Source organism: Limnohabitans sp. (assembly GCF_031538885.1).
GTDB lineage: Bacteria > Pseudomonadota > Gammaproteobacteria > Burkholderiales > Burkholderiaceae_C > Limnohabitans.
This window is the reverse complement of sequence record NZ_JAVKLW010000072.1, coordinates 1-14349: the sequence shown is the minus strand read 5'-3', so window position 1 is coordinate 14349 and position 14349 is coordinate 1. Positions and strand designations below refer to the sequence as shown.

Below are 14349 nucleotides of genomic sequence, written 5' to 3'. Positions count from 1 at the left end.
TGTATGGCGTTACTTGCCCATCAAAAACACGGTGGGATCCCCTGAGATTTGCGCCTTGCCGGCACTGCGCCACGCTTGCACCGTTTTGCACTGCACTTGCATGGTGGCCATGGTCAAACCACTCGCGCGCGCCAAGCGGGTGTTGCCTTGCAGGCCGTTGACCAGCGCATCCCACAAGGCTTGGTTGCGGTAGGGGGTTTCGATGAACAGTTGGGTTTGGCCGTGTTTGGCCACGAGACCTTCTAGCTCGCGCAAGCGTTGTGTGCGTGCTGCGCCGTCTTGCGGCAAGTAGCCCACAAAGGCAAAGTTTTGGCCGTTCAGCCCACTGGCAGCTAAGGCCAGCAGCAGTGACACGGGCCCGACCAGCGGCACCACGCGAATGCCCAAATCATGCGCGGCGCGCACCACGGACGAGCCGGGGTCAGCCACCGCAGGCATGCCGGCTTCGCTGACCAGGCCCACATCGCGGCCTGCCAAGGCAGTTTTGAGCAGGGGCTTGGCATCAAACTCACCCGTGTGGTCGCCTTTTTTGTGTACCTCGCGGGGCAGCTCAGTGATGGTGTTTTCTTGGATGGTTTTAGCCAGTGGCACATGGGCGTCCACGCGCTTCAAAAAGGCACGGGTGCTTTTGGCGTTCTCTGTGATCCAGTGCGTGACGCCTGCGGCGATGCGCAAGGTTTCTTGTGGCAGCACATCGGTGATGGGGGCTTGTGTGTCGCAGCCAAAGTCGAGTGGCGTGGGCACGAGGTAGAGCGTGCCTTTGCTTGCGTTACTCATTGCTGCATGGCTCCAAGTAAGTCAATGCCTGCGGCACGTAGCAAGCGGGCGGTGCGAATCATGGGCAGGCCAATCAGGGCTGTTGGGTCGTCGTTCTCAATGGCGTCGAGCAATGCGATGCCTAGTCCTTCGCTTTTGGCGCTCCCCGCGCAGTCGTAGGGTTCTTCAGCTCGTAAGTAGGCCTCGATTTCGGCATCACTGAGGTCGCGAAAGCGCACCTTGATTTGTGCGAGTTCGGTTTGTTCAAAGTGCTTGGCTTGGCACACCACCGAGACCGCCGTTTGAAACACCACGGTTTGACCGCGCATGCGTTGCAGCTGCAATACGGCGCGTTCGTGGGTGCCGGGTTTACCGAGCGGCTCGCCATGAAGGTCGGCCACTTGGTCTGAGCCAATCACCACCGCGTCGGGGTGCAGGGCTGCCACGGCTTTTGCTTTGGCCAAGGCCAAGCGGGTGGCTAGGGCTTGCGGGGCTTCACCAGCCAAAGGGGTTTCGTCCACCTCAGGGCTGACCACATCAAAAGGGATGCGCAATCGCGCCAATAGTTCGCGGCGGTAGGGGGAGGTGGAGCCCAAAATCAGGGCGGGTTGAGCTTGAGACATGGGTGGATTCTCTTACACTGGCCCGCATGCAAAATCCAAAGAACCTTCACAGCCTCGATGTCAAAGCCTTTGCCAAAGCGCAAATGCACGTGGAAGGTGAGACACCACTGGTTGAGTTTGCGCGTTTGGCTGAAGATTGCACGGGTGATGTGCCGGGCCATGTGGCGTGGTCAGCCCAAGGGGCCCTCGACCCAGACCAAAGTGGCAAAGACGCGGCGTGGTTGCACCTCGAAGCCAAAACAACGGTGCCTTTGACATGTCAGCGTTGCTTACACCCCGTACCCGTGGACTTGCTGATTGAGCAAAACTTTCGCTTTGTGCCCGACGAAGCCACAGCCTTGGCTGAAGATGATGAGTCTGAGGAAGATTTATTGGTCTTGGAGGACAGCTTTGATTTGTTGGCGCTGATTGAAGACGAACTGCTGATGAGTTTGCCTTTGGTGCCCATGCACCAGGGTTGCTTGAGTGAGCAGGTGCCAACTTCCCAAGAAGAAGAGGCGGCCATGTCTGAGGCTAAACCCAATCCATTTGCGGTGCTTGCATCACTCAAAATACGCAAGCACTGAGAGATGATGAGTTGGGCTATAATCATAGGCTTCGTGTCACGCTGACCCAAGTTGGTTTGTGGCCCAATGATTAACCACATTTAAGTCCAGGAGCCATCATGGCTGTCCAGCAAAACAAAAAATCTCCTTCCAAGCGCGGCATGCACAACTCTCACACAGCGTTGACAGCTCCTGGCACAGCCGTTGAGCCAACGACTGGCGAAGTCCACTTGCGTCATCACATCAGCCCAACCGGTTTCTACCGTGGTCGCAAAGTGCTGAAGACCAAGTCTGAAGCTTAATTACTTCAATCCTCATAGGCCCGTGGCTCTCTAGCGCCTCGGGCTTTTGTTTTTTTGACGAGAAGAAACCTGCATGACCACTCTTGCTGTTGATTGCATGGGTGGCGACCACGGCCCGCGTGTCACGCTGGTGGCTTGTCGCCGTTTCTTAGACACACATCCAGATGCGCAGCTTTTGCTGGTGGGTCTGCCCGATGCGATGTCCTCTTTCTCACATCCTCGCGCTCACATCGTTGCCGCCTCTGAAGTGGTGGCCATGGATGACCCTATTGAAGTGGCTTTGCGTCGCAAAAAAGATTCGTCTATGCGTGTGGCCATCGAGCAGGTCAAGAGCGGTGCAGCCCAAGCAGTGGTCTCTGCAGGTAACACGGGTGCTTTGATGGCGATTGCACGTTATGTGCTTAAAACAATCGAGGGCATTGATCGTCCCGCCATTGCAGGCCGCATGCCTGACTTCAAGGGCGGTGGCACGACCATGCTGGATTTGGGCGCCAATGTCGATTGCACGCCGCAGCATTTGCTGCAATTCGCAGTCATGGGCTCGGCCTTGGTTTCCGTGCTTGACAACATTGAAAGCCCCACAGTCGGTTTACTAAATATTGGCGAAGAAGATATCAAAGGCAACGAAATCATCAAAAAAACTAGTGAATTGTTGCGAGCTGCCTCTAACTCTGGGGATTTGAATTTCCATGGAAATGTCGAAGGTAATGATATTTACCAAGGCACGGTAAATCTGATCGTTTGCGATGGTTTTGTTGGCAATGTGGCGCTCAAAGCCAGTGAAGGTTTGGCGCATAAAATCAGCGAAACCTTAAAAAACTCGTTTACACGCAATATTTTTACGAAAATTACAGCGATCTTCGCTTATCCCGTTCTTTCTAATTTTAAAGACAAGGTTGATCATCGGCGTTACAACGGTGCAGCTCTGTTGGGCTTGAATGGTATTGTGTTCAAAAGCCACGGCTCGGCGGACGATGTGGCCTTTGGTACTGCTTTGAACCGCGCGTATGATGCGGCCCACCATAACTTGCTCGAACGTGTACGTTCTCGTATTGCCCATGCGGCTCCTCTGTTAGCTCTTGGACAATTAGACGTCTCGGCCTGAGCCACCTGATTAATGACCCGTTTCTCCCGAATCACTGGCACTGGAAGTTTTCTCCCTCCTCGCCGGTTGACCAACGCAGACTTGGTTGCGGAACTTGCCATACAAGGCGTGGAAAGCTCCGACGAATGGATTGTGGAGCGCACAGGCATCCGTGCCCGCCACTTCGCCGCATCTAACGTCAATAGCAGCGACTTGGCGTTTGAAGCTTGCAAACAAGCGTTGTCCGCCGCAGGTTGCCGCCCCCAAGACATCGACCTCATCATTGTTGCCACGTCTAGCCCAGACATGGTGTTCCCCTCGACTGCCTGTATCTTGCAGCACAAGTTGGCTCAGTTGGACGAGGCCGCCGCTGGCATTGCGGGTGCTCCCGCATTTGATGTGCAGGCTGTGTGTAGTGGCTTTATTTATGCACTGACCGTGGCCGATGCCATGATTCGCGTGGGTTCGGTCAAGCGGGCGTTGGTGGTCGGCTCTGAAGTTTTCTCGCGCTTGCTCGACTTCCAAGACCGCACCACCTGCGTGCTGTTTGGCGACGGTGCTGGCGCTGTGGTGCTGGAAGCGTCGGACACGCCTGGCATCTTGGCCACAGACATCCATGCTGATGGCAAACATGTGGGCATCTTGTGTGTCCCAGGCCATGTGCTTAATGGCAGTATCTTGGGCGACCCTGTGCTCAAGATGGACGGACAAGCTGTATTCAAGTTGGCGGTGGGTTTGCTAGAAGGCGCTGCACGCACCGTGCTGGATAAAGCTGGGTTGACGGACGGCGACATTGATTGGTTGATTCCTCATCAGGCCAACATTCGTATCATCCAAAGCACGGCCAAAAAACTAAAGCTGCCAATGGACAAGGTGGTTTTGACGGTGCAAGACCACGGCAACACGTCTGCGGCATCAATTCCGCTGGCGTTGGACAAAGCCGTGCGCAGCGGTCAAGTGAAAAAAGGCGAGACACTCATGCTAGAAGGCGTGGGCGGTGGCTTCACTTGGGGTGCGGTACTCGTTAAGTTGTAAGTCTGCGCCAGACTTGATGTGACAAACTTTTCATAGACGTTATGACTTCATTTGCTTTTGTATTTCCGGGCCAAGGCTCTCAATCCGTCGGCATGCTCGACGCTTGGGGTGACAACCCTGTGGTGGCTCAAACTTTGGCCGAGGCGTCTGACGCCATGGGCGAAGACATGGCCAAGCTCATTCATGAAGGTACTAAAGAAGCCCTGGGTTTGACCACCAACACTCAGCCTGTGATGTTGGTGGCCGCTGTGGCGGCGTACCGCGCTTGGTTGGCTGAAGGCGGCGCTATACCTTCCGTGGTCGCTGGCCATTCCTTGGGTGAATACTCGGCCTTGGTTGCTTCTGGTGTGCTGACTTTGGCCAAAGCTGCACCTTTGGTGCGCTTCCGTGCACAAGCGATGCAAGAATCCGTGCCAGTGGGAACGGGTGCCATGGCTGCGATTTTGGGTATGACAGCGGCACAAGTGATTACAGGCTGCGCCGAAGCGCAAGCCACCTTTGGAGCAGGTTCTGCCGAGACGGTGGAGGCCGTGAACTTCAACGACCCAGGTCAAACCGTGATTGCGGGCAGCAAAGCTGCTGTAGAGAAAGCCTGCGAAGTGCTCAAAGCCAACGGCGCCAAACGTGCCTTGTCTTTGCCAGTGTCTGCTCCTTTCCACTCGAGCTTGATGAAGCCCGCAGCCGAACGTCTGAAAGAAAAACTCGCTGCCACTGTTTTTGCCGCCGCGCAAATCCCTGTGGTGAACAACATCGACGTGACGGTAGAAACCGATGCTGATCGCATCCGTGATGCTTTGTATCGTCAAGCTTTTGGTCCTGTGCGCTGGGTTGAATGCGTGGCTGCCATCAAGGCACGTGGTGTGACCACTTTGGTCGAGTGCGGCCCAGGTAAGGTCTTGGCGGGAATGACTAAACGCATTGACGCAGATTTAACTGGCTTGCCCTTGTTTGACCCCACCAGTTTGGCCGAAGTCAAAACTGCACTGGCTTAATCAAAAGAGAAGAATATGAGAGACGACAAACAACACATTGCCTTGGTGACGGGCGCTTCGCGCGGCATCGGTGCAGCCATTGCCCAAGAGTTGGCCCAACAAGGCTATTTGGTCATCGGGACGGCCACGTCAGATGACGGCGCAGCCAAAATCACCCAAGCGTTGTCTGCACACGCAGGTTGTCGCGGTGCAAATTTGAATGTGAACGAAGGCGCCGCAGTCGAGGCGTTGATTGACCAAATCACCAAAGAGCATGGAGCTTTGCATGTGTTGGTGAACAATGCGGGCATCACCCGTGACACCTTGGCCATGCGCATGAAGGATGACGATTGGGATGCCGTGCTCGACACCAATCTCAAAGCCGTGTTCCGCGTGTCACGCGCCGTGATTCGCCCCATGATGAAGCAACGCTATGGCCGCATTATCAGCATCACCAGTGTGGTGGGCGCATCGGGCAACCCTGGTCAAGCCAACTACGCAGCGGCCAAGGCTGGTGTGGCTGGCATGACCCGCGCTTTGGCGCGTGAGTTGGGTAGTCGTGGCATCACGGTCAACTGTGTGGCCCCAGGCTTTATCGAGACCGACATGACGGCTTCCTTGCCTGAACAACAACAAAAAGCCTTGCTAGGCCAAATCCCTTTGGGCCACCTTGGCAAGCCTGTTGACATTGCACATGCTGTAGCCTATTTTGCGGGCGCAAATGCCAGTTACGTGACGGGGCAAGAGCTGCATGTCAACGGAGGCATGTTCATGACTTAACAGGCTGCTGAAATACCTCAACCTTGGTGATTTAAATAATTACGCAGCGGAGGGCGTAATTAATGCTGAATCTAAAGTGCCAGCGGCTTTCAAAGCTTGAACCCAAGCAGGGGAGACACCGCGACCTGTCCAAGTTTGCTCTGGGTTTGATGGATTGCGGTATTTAAGAGCAACTTTTTTGCCTGCTAACGCACCTTTTCTAATTGTTTTCGGGGTTTTTGAGGCCTTACTAGATTTTGTCGAACCCAATGCTTTTGTGAGATCCGAAGCTGTCAATCCAGCCTCTTTCGCCAACATGATGATCTTTGCCAAAACTTTATCGTGAGACTTTGACTTCAAAGCCTGCTCTTTTTTATCTAAGAGCTCACGTTGCTTACGAATGGCTGCGAGTTGATTTGCGACGGTAATACGTGCCATGAGATATTCCTATGCAGGATGTTAAAAATAAGCCCCGATTCTAAACATACTCGCCAAACTTAAAAGCCCGCATGCAGCGGGCTTTGATTCGGATATACCGCGTTAATTACGGCGATCGAGCAGTTGTGCTGCTAAGGATTGCATCGCATCACGGTAAGAATTAGCGGGCAAGAGGCTGAGGGCTGCAATAGCGCGTTTTGCTTCTGCGCTAGCAGCTGCGCGAGTAGCCTCTAGAGCACCAGTGGCACGCACAATCGCTACGATTTCATTCAATGCGGTCATTTCGCCGTTTTCAATGGCACTTTGAATGGTTTGACGCTGTGCATGTGTGCCGCGTTGCATGGCAATGATGAGCGGTAAGGTATTTTTGCCTTCGCGCAAATCGTCACCTAAGTTTTTGCCCAACTCATGAGCTTGGCCATCGTAATCCAATACATCATCAATGACTTGAAAAGCGGTGCCTAAGGCTTGGCCGTAGTCGGCGCAAGCCGCTTCGACCTCGGGCGAACTCTTAGCCAAGATGGCAGCCAAGCGTGTGCTGGCTTCAAATAGCTTGGCGGTTTTGGAGCGAATGACTCGCAAATAGCCCACTTCGTCGAGCGAGGCGTCGTGCATATTCATTAATTGCAGCACTTCACCCTCAGCAATCACATTGGTAGCTTCGGCCAATACCTCCATGACGCGCATTTCGCCTGAGTCCACCATCATTTGGAAGGCTCGGGAATATAAAAAGTCGCCCACCAACACGCTGGCAGGGTTGCCAAATGACTCATTGGCGGTGGGGCGACCGCGACGCAGGGTGGATTCGTCCACCACATCGTCATGCAACAAGGTGGCGGTGTGGATGAACTCCACCACGGCGGCCAAGTTGTGGCGTTGGGCATCGGTGTAGCCCAACGCGCCTGCCATGAGCAACAGCAGGGCAGGGCGAATGCGCTTGCCGCCGGCGGAGATGATGTATTGCGACACAGTGCCCACCAACGGCACGCCTGAATCTAAGCGTTGCGCGATGACGCGGTCCACTTCTGTCATATCGGCTGCAATTAGGACTAAAGGATTAGAGGGTGTGGTGGACAAAGCGGGACTAGAAAAATAGGATGAAAAGCGTTGAAATGCTGTTGGATTATAGGGATTGGCCAAGTGGAGCCATTCACTGATATAATTTTGGGCTCTGCGGAAATCCGTCCGTAGATATCCACATAGATTCTTATCTAGAGGTCTCACATGTACGCGGTCATAAAAACCGGCGGCAAACAGTATCGTGTTGCTGCTGGCGAAAAAATTAAAGTAGAACAGATTGCTGCGGACGTAGGCCAAGAGATCGTGATCGATCAAGTGTTAGCAGTCGGTAACGGCGCTGAACTCAAGGTCGGCACACCCTTGGTGTCCGGTGCAACTGTCACAGTGACAGTTTTGTCTCATGGCAAACACGACAAAGTTCGCATTTTCAAAATGCGTCGTCGTAAGCATTACCAAAAACGCCAAGGGCATCGTCAGCAGTTCACAGAGCTGCAGATTGCTTCCATCAACGGCTAAGGAGCATTTGACATGGCACAGAAAAAAGGCGGCGGCTCTACGCGCAACGGGCGTGATTCCAAGCCCAAAATGCTCGGTGTGAAAGCTTTTGGCGGTGAGTTGATCTCTGCTGGATCCATCATCGTGCGTCAACGTGGTACCAAGTTTCACCCCGGCGTCAACGTCGGCGTGGGTAAAGACCATACTTTGTTCGCATTGGTTGACGGCCACGTGTCGTTCGGCGTTAAAGGCGCTTTGAACAAGCACATGGTCAACATCACACCCGTTTGATTTTTTCAAACCGATTTGTGACAAAGCCCCGACTTGTCGGGGCTTTACTTTTTACACTAGACCCATGAAATTCGTAGACGAAGCCTATATCGACATCGCCGCTGGTGATGGGGGGAACGGCTGCGTCTCCTTCCGTCATGAGAAGTACAAAGAGTTCGGCGGCCCCAACGGGGGTGATGGCGGACGCGGTGGCCATGTGTTCGCTGTGGCAGACCCCAATCTCAACACCTTGGTGGACTTCCGCTATTCGCGCCGCCACGAGGCCAAACGCGGCCAACACGGCATGGGCTCCGACATGTTCGGCCATGCAGGCGACGACATCACCTTGAAAATGCCCGTGGGCACGATCATCAGCGACGTTGAAACCGGCGATGTGCTGTTTGAGTTGCTCACCCCAGGCGAAGTCATCACCATCGCCAAGGGCGGGGATGGCGGCTTTGGCAATATGCGTTTCAAGAGCGCCATCAACCGTGCGCCGCGTCAAAAAACACCAGGCTGGCCCGGTGAAAAACGCGAACTCAAGCTTGAGTTGAAAGTGTTGGCTGACGTTGGTTTGTTGGGCATGCCCAACGCTGGCAAGTCCACTTTGATTTCAGCCATTTCCAATGCGCGCCCCAAGATTGCCGACTATCCTTTCACCACCTTGCACCCCAACTTAGGTGTGGTGCGCGTCGGGCCTGAGCAAAGCTTTGTCGTGGCCGATGTGCCGGGTTTGATTGAGGGCGCATCTGACGGCGCTGGTTTGGGGCATCAGTTTTTGCGCCATTTGCAGCGCACCCGTTTGTTGCTGCATCTTGTGGATATTGCGCCGTTCGATGAAGGCGTGGACCCTGTGGTGCAAGCTAAGGCCATCGTCAACGAACTCAAAAAATATGACAAAGCCTTGTACGACAAACCACGTTGGATTGTGCTCAACAAACTCGACATGGTGGCTGCCGATGCGCGCGAAGCCTTGGTGGCTGACTTTGTCAAACGCATGAAATACAAAGGTACTGTGTTTCAAATCTCGGCACTCACGCGTGAGGGATGCGAGCATCTGATCAAGGACATCTTCAAACACATCAAAGCGCAGCAGGTGGCGGAGCAGCCACCGGAGTATGTGGATCCACGCTTTGTTGAGCCAACGCCTGAATAAGTAGCCATGACGCTGTCGACTTCCACTGTGTTGCGCGATGCAAGACGCATCGTGGTCAAGGTTGGCTCTAGCTTGGTCACCAATGAAGGCCGTGGCTTAGACGAACAAGCCATTGGTGAATGGTGTCGCCAACTCAGCGCCTTGGTGCGCGATGGTCGCGAAGTCATCATGGTCTCCAGTGGTGCGATTGCCGAAGGCATGAAGCGCCTGGGCTGGACCACGCGCCCGCAAGAGCTGCACGAGCTGCAAGCCGCTGCCGCCGTCGGGCAAATGGGCTTGGCTCAGATGTATGAAACCAAGTTGCGCGAAAACGGTTTGGGTTCTGCCCAAGTGCTGCTCACGCATGCCGACTTGGCCGACCGCGAGCGCTACCTCAATGCCCGTTCGACCTTGTTGACCTTGCTCACGCACGGCGTGTTACCCGTCATCAACGAGAACGACACCGTGGTCAATGACGAAATCAAGTTTGGCGACAACGACACCTTGGGTGCGTTGGTGGCCAACTTGGTCGAGGCCGACGCGCTCATCATCTTGACCGATCAAAAAGGTTTGTACAGCGCCGATCCACGTCATGATCCGACCGCTACCTTTGTGCATGAGGCCCGTGCAGGTGACGCAGCGCTGGAAGAAATGGCGGGCGGCGCAGGTTCTAGCCTTGGTAAAGGCGGCATGATCACCAAAATCTTGGCCGCTAAACGCGCGGCGGGTTCAGGGGCCTCCACCGTCATCGCATGGGGTCGCGAACCAGATGCCTTGGTGCGTCTGACCCAAGGTGAAGCTATTGGCACCTTGCTGATTGCACAAACGCAAAAGCAACAAGCCCGCAAACAATGGATGGCAGACCATCTGCAACTGCGCGGCTCCGTCATCATTGACAATGGCGCGGTCAGCAAGCTCAGAGCTGATGGTTCTAGTCTGTTGCCCATTGGTATGAACGGTGTGAATGGTGACTTTTCGCGGGGCGAAGTGATTGCCATCCTAGACAGCCAAGGCCAAGAAGTTGCCCGTGGCTTGGCCAACTACGCAGCTGCGGAAGCGCGCTTGTTGTGTCGCAAGCCTTCAGGACAAATTACTGCATTGCTCGGCTATGCCGCCGAGCCAGAGATGGTGCACCGCGACAACTTGGTACTCTCTAAATAAAGAAACGCCCACCTGTTTTCACAGGTGGGCGTTGTCACATAGAGACCTTGGTGGTTAGCGCAGTCCTGCTTGTGGGTCTGGGTCAAACGTCGCACCTGGCGGCAACTCCATATTCATGGATGCGCCAAATTGTTTGGGCATGCCACTGTTGTCTGGTGTGGGGTGTTGGCTGGTGCGGAAATAACGTCGGTTGTCGTGGCGCGGCAAAAAGCGCGACAACTCGGTCAGCGCCATTTCATACACCCCGCGCTTGAACTCCACCACCACATCCAGTGGCACCCAATAATCGTTCCAACGCCAAGCATCAAACTCGGGATGATCGGTGGCACGCAAATTCAAATGATGGTCGGGCGCGACCAACTGCAGCAAAAACCAAATTTGCTTTTGGCCTTTGTAAAACCCACGCGCATCACGTCGGATGAACCGGTCTGGCACCTCATAGCGCAACCAATCACGGGTACGGGCAACGATGCGCACATGCTCTTGTTTGAGCCCCACTTCTTCGTGCAATTCTCGGATCATGGCTTGCTCGGGGGTTTCTCCTCGATCAATGCCACCCTGCGGGAACTGCCAACTGTGGGTGCGGATGCGCTTGCCCCAAAAAACCTGATTTTTCTGGTTGAGCAAGATGATGCCGACGTTGGGTCTGAACCCTTCTCGGTCAAGCATAATCAAACCTCAAATTTTTAAACTAAGTCGATTATGCACAGAGCTGCACCCGTCCACTCAAAATTTGTCCTAATTCTCTACTAAATTGACGATTCGATTGCCCGCATGAAAGCCTCCCAGTTTCTTATTTCCACCCTCAAAGACGCCCCTGCTGACGCCGAAGTGGTCAGCCACAAATTGATGATGCGCGCGGGACTGATCAAAAAGCTCGGTGCGGGCATCTACAACTACATGCCCATGGGCTTGCGCGTGATTCGCAAGGTCGAGGCCATCGTGCGCGAAGAAATGAACAAAGCGGGCGCGATAGAACTCGCCATGCCCGTGGTGCAACCCGCCGAGCTGTGGCAAGAGACAGGTCGTTTTGACAAGATGGGCCCTGAGTTGCTGCGCATCCAAGACCGCCATGGCCGTGACTTCGTGGTGCAGCCCACCAGCGAAGAGGTGGTGACTGACATCGCTCGCCAAGAAATTCGCAGCTACAAGCAACTGCCCAAAAACTTCTACCAAATTCAAACCAAATTCCGTGATGAACGTCGCCCACGTTTTGGCTTGATGCGCGGCCGTGAATTCATCATGAAAGACGCTTACAGCTTCGACCGCGACCAAACCAGCGCCAAGCAAAGCTACCAAGTCATGGCCGGTGCGTACCGCAAAATCTTTGATCGCTTCGGCTTGACCTACCGCGCCGTGGCCGCTGACAGTGGCGCGATTGGCGGCGACTTAAGCGAAGAGTTCCAAGTGATTGCCGCCACCGGCGAAGACGCCATCGTCTATTGCCCCACCAGCACCTACGCTGCCAACATGGAAAAGGCCGAGGCCTTGGCCCCCACGCAAACGCGCGGCGCAGCGACGCAAGCGTTGACCCAAGTCGCTACACCAGGCAAGAGCACCTGCGAAGACGTGGCCGCGTTGTTGAACGTGCCCTTGAGCACCACCGTCAAGTCATTGGTATTGGCCACGGACACGCTCAACGACAAGGACGAAGTCGTCAAGTCCACCGTGTGGCTCTTGCTCGTGCGCGGCGACCATGACATGAACGAAGTCAAAGTCGGCAAGCTGCCTGGCTTTGAAGGCGGTTTCCGTTTTGCGACGACGGCTGAAATTGAAGCCCACTTCGGCTGCAAGCCAGGCTATCTTGGGCCCGTCAACTTGAAGCAACCGCTCAAAATCGTCGCCGACCGCGATGTGGCCGTGATAGCCGACTGGATTTGCGGCGCCAATGAAGTCGACTTCCACATGACAGGCGTCAACTTTGGCCGCGATGTGCCCGAGCCCGATTGGGTGGCCGATATTCGCAACGTGGTGGCGGGTGACGCTTCGCCCGATGGCCAAGGCGTGCTCGCCATTGAGCGTGGCATCGAAGTCGGCCATGTGTTCTACCTCGGCACCAAATACAGCCAAGCCATGAACGCCACCTTCTTGGACGTGAACGGCAAACCCCAATTCATGGAAATGGGTTGCTACGGCATTGGCGTCACGCGTTTGCCCGCTGCTGCGATTGAACAAAACCACGACGAGCGCGGCATCATTTGGCCCGATGCAATCGCCCCCTTCACCGCCGTGATTTGCCCTGTCAACATAGACCGCAGCGAAGACGTCAAAGCCGCCGCTTACAAACTCTACGAAGAACTGTTGGCCCTTGGTGTGGACGTTATCTTGGATGACCGTGGCGAGCGCCCAGGCGCGATGTTTGCTGATTGGGAACTCATCGGTGTCCCACACCGCATCACCATTGGTGACAAAGGTTTGAAAGACAGCATGGTCGAGTACCAACACCGCCGCGACGCCGAGTCCACCAAAGTACCCGTGGCCGATGTGTTGGCGCATGTGAAAGCCAAACTCGGTTTGTGATGCACATGGTCCGCTGCATACGCCTGTTCAGTCGTGTGTGGTGCGTGCTGCTGATCAGTGCATCTGCACATGCGGGTAGCCAGCGAGAAGAGCCCCTGATCGACTCGGTACGCACCGCTCTCAGTGCGGTGGTGCATCCGTCTGGCCCGCCCACCTTGGTGCATGCCGACAACAAGGCGGGCCACATGTTCCAGCAATGGCTCGCTCAGACAGAAGCCCGCTTAGAAAAACAAGTGCAACGCCGCAAAGCCAGTGCTGCACCTGCGCATGTCGCCACGGCCGCGGCAACGCCCAATGGCCCGCCGGACTTGTTGACGCATGAGCTAGCCAACCCCCACTTGCGCCGTGAGTTTTTACAAACTGTTTGGTATGAAAGCCAGCGTGCAGGCTTGGAGCCATCGCTGGTGCTGGGACTCGTCCAAGTCGAAAGTGGTTTTCGTAAATTCGCCATCAGCAGCGCAGGTGCGCGGGGCTTCATGCAAGTCATGCCGTTTTGGACACGTGTGCTGGCCGAGGGGGATGCCAGTGTGCTGTTTCAAGCACAAACCAATTTGCGCTTTGGCTGCGTGATTTTGCGGCACTACTTGAACCTTGAAAACGGAGATTTAGTATTGGCACTTGGGCGCTACAACGGCAGCCGTGGACAGGTGCAATATCCAAACGCCGTGTTAGCGGCGCAAAAGGGGTGGCAATGAAGTTCTGGCTGGCCGTGGTTTCAGGTGCGCTCCTCGCGGGCTGCGCTACCCAAGCCTACCGTGCCGTTGAGCAAGAATGTTCGGCCACTGTTTTTGCTGACTATCCGGTTCAGAAAGTGCAGCAGATTGAAACCCGTCAACGCATGGTGCAGATATCGACAGGCATGCGTAGCTGCTTTGCCAGCAGAGACGGCAACCAAATGCGCACGCTTTGTACCGACATCACGCGTCCTGAACTGTTGACATACCAAGAAATGAGAGAAGTGGACCAAAATGAAACCGTGCGCAACATGGCATCGCTTCATGTGCAGCCAATCTGTGTCTACAGCGTTACGGCAATGCCAAGTGCAAAACAACTCAATTGTTGGTGCCTGTGAAATAAGACACAAGTAAAAAATAGTTAAGGAACATCTGCATAACCTTCTTGTAAACCCTGACAGCGTGAACGCCATAGACTGCGTTGAATACACATGAAACAAACCAGCCTATCGATCAGCGGCTTTGAGCTGCAAAGTAAACGCACACGTCGACGAGAGTTTC

At 54.9% G+C, this 14349-nt stretch carries 18 protein-coding genes; 13 read left to right on the top strand and 5 right to left on the bottom strand.

Features of this window, described 5'->3' with window-relative positions:
• Nucleotides 1–9 precede the first annotated feature (9 nt).
• Both RMS03_RS05805 and RMS03_RS05800 read right to left on the bottom strand, forming a co-directional pair.
• Entirely contained in the window at nucleotides 10–777 is a 768-nt protein-coding gene (locus tag RMS03_RS05805; RefSeq protein WP_310626149.1) for an SAM-dependent methyltransferase, read from the bottom strand.
• Nucleotides 774–1379, bottom strand: a complete 606-nt coding sequence (locus RMS03_RS05800) for a Maf family nucleotide pyrophosphatase (RefSeq protein ID WP_310626148.1) — start codon at nucleotides 1377–1379, stop codon at nucleotides 774–776. The genes RMS03_RS05805 and RMS03_RS05800 overlap by 4 nt, the downstream gene beginning before the upstream one ends.
• Nucleotides 1380–1405: 26 nt before the next feature.
• Between RMS03_RS05800 and RMS03_RS05795 the strand changes: the two genes are divergently transcribed.
• From RMS03_RS05795 to fabG, 6 genes are all read left to right on the top strand, one after another.
• On the top strand, nucleotides 1406–1945 hold the full coding sequence (locus tag RMS03_RS05795; RefSeq protein ID WP_310626147.1) for a YceD family protein: 540 nt from the start codon (nucleotides 1406–1408) through the stop codon (nucleotides 1943–1945).
• A gap of 98 nt (nucleotides 1946–2043) precedes the next feature.
• Nucleotides 2044–2226 carry a 50S ribosomal protein L32 gene (rpmF, locus tag RMS03_RS05790; protein WP_310626146.1) on the top strand — a complete coding sequence of 61 codons (183 nt, stop codon included), beginning with the start codon at nucleotides 2044–2046 and terminating at the stop codon, nucleotides 2224–2226.
• 73 nt (nucleotides 2227–2299) lie between these two features.
• Entirely contained in the window at nucleotides 2300–3331 is a 1032-nt protein-coding gene (plsX, locus tag RMS03_RS05785) for a phosphate acyltransferase PlsX (protein WP_310626145.1), read from the top strand.
• Between the two features lie 12 nt (nucleotides 3332–3343).
• A complete protein-coding gene (locus RMS03_RS05780) occupies nucleotides 3344–4345 on the top strand; it encodes a beta-ketoacyl-ACP synthase III (RefSeq protein WP_310626144.1) in 1002 nt (333 codons plus the stop codon).
• Nucleotides 4346–4386: 41 nt separating this feature from the next.
• The gene (fabD, locus tag RMS03_RS05775) at nucleotides 4387–5337 is read left to right on the top strand and encodes an ACP S-malonyltransferase (RefSeq protein ID WP_310626143.1); all 951 of its coding nucleotides are present in this window, start codon (nucleotides 4387–4389) and stop codon (nucleotides 5335–5337) included.
• Between the two features lie 15 nt (nucleotides 5338–5352).
• Nucleotides 5353–6096 (top strand): 3-oxoacyl-ACP reductase FabG, encoded by a 744-nt coding sequence (gene fabG / locus RMS03_RS05770; RefSeq protein ID WP_310626142.1) that lies wholly within the window; start codon nucleotides 5353–5355, stop codon nucleotides 6094–6096.
• A 39-nt stretch (nucleotides 6097–6135) separates the two neighbouring features.
• On the opposite strand, the gene RMS03_RS05765 is transcribed toward fabG, so the two are convergent.
• Together RMS03_RS05765 and RMS03_RS05760 are read right to left on the bottom strand one after the other, a co-directional pair.
• Nucleotides 6136–6513, bottom strand: a complete 378-nt coding sequence (locus tag RMS03_RS05765; protein ID WP_310626141.1) for an H-NS histone family protein — start codon at nucleotides 6511–6513, stop codon at nucleotides 6136–6138.
• Nucleotides 6514–6615: 102 nt separating this feature from the next.
• On the bottom strand, nucleotides 6616–7545 hold the full coding sequence (locus RMS03_RS05760) for a polyprenyl synthetase family protein (protein ID WP_310626140.1): 930 nt from the start codon (nucleotides 7543–7545) through the stop codon (nucleotides 6616–6618).
• Between the two features lie 192 nt (nucleotides 7546–7737).
• Between RMS03_RS05760 and rplU the strand changes: the two genes are divergently transcribed.
• The 4 genes from rplU to proB all read left to right on the top strand — a co-directional run bounded on the left by rplU (nucleotide 7738) and on the right by proB (nucleotide 10594).
• The gene (rplU, locus tag RMS03_RS05755; protein WP_104796975.1) at nucleotides 7738–8049 is read left to right on the top strand and encodes a 50S ribosomal protein L21; all 312 of its coding nucleotides are present in this window, start codon (nucleotides 7738–7740) and stop codon (nucleotides 8047–8049) included.
• Between the two features lie 12 nt (nucleotides 8050–8061).
• On the top strand, nucleotides 8062–8319 hold the full coding sequence (gene rpmA / locus RMS03_RS05750; RefSeq protein WP_104796974.1) for a 50S ribosomal protein L27: 258 nt from the start codon (nucleotides 8062–8064) through the stop codon (nucleotides 8317–8319).
• A gap of 64 nt (nucleotides 8320–8383) precedes the next feature.
• Complete coding sequence (cgtA, locus tag RMS03_RS05745; RefSeq protein WP_310626139.1) at nucleotides 8384–9454, top strand: Obg family GTPase CgtA; 1071 nt, start codon at nucleotides 8384–8386, stop codon at nucleotides 9452–9454.
• 6 nt (nucleotides 9455–9460) lie between these two features.
• Nucleotides 9461–10594 (top strand): glutamate 5-kinase, encoded by a 1134-nt coding sequence (gene proB / locus RMS03_RS05740; RefSeq protein ID WP_310626138.1) that lies wholly within the window; start codon nucleotides 9461–9463, stop codon nucleotides 10592–10594.
• A 54-nt stretch (nucleotides 10595–10648) separates the two neighbouring features.
• Here proB and RMS03_RS05735 read toward each other — a convergent pair whose 3' ends face one another.
• Entirely contained in the window at nucleotides 10649–11263 is a 615-nt protein-coding gene (locus RMS03_RS05735; protein WP_310626137.1) for an RNA pyrophosphohydrolase, read from the bottom strand.
• A gap of 105 nt (nucleotides 11264–11368) precedes the next feature.
• Between RMS03_RS05735 and RMS03_RS05730 the strand changes: the two genes are divergently transcribed.
• From RMS03_RS05730 to RMS03_RS05720, 3 genes are read left to right on the top strand one after another with little or no spacing between them, the layout of a single operon-like run.
• Nucleotides 11369–13114, top strand: a complete 1746-nt coding sequence (locus tag RMS03_RS05730; protein ID WP_310626136.1) for a proline--tRNA ligase — start codon at nucleotides 11369–11371, stop codon at nucleotides 13112–13114.
• A 5-nt stretch (nucleotides 13115–13119) separates the two neighbouring features.
• The gene (locus RMS03_RS05725; RefSeq protein ID WP_310626135.1) at nucleotides 13120–13809 is read left to right on the top strand and encodes a lytic transglycosylase domain-containing protein; all 690 of its coding nucleotides are present in this window, start codon (nucleotides 13120–13122) and stop codon (nucleotides 13807–13809) included.
• Nucleotides 13806–14186 carry a hypothetical protein gene (locus RMS03_RS05720; RefSeq protein ID WP_310626134.1) on the top strand — a complete coding sequence of 127 codons (381 nt, stop codon included), beginning with the start codon at nucleotides 13806–13808 and terminating at the stop codon, nucleotides 14184–14186. The genes RMS03_RS05725 and RMS03_RS05720 overlap by 4 nt, the downstream gene beginning before the upstream one ends.
• Nucleotides 14187–14349: the final 163 nt, after the last annotated feature.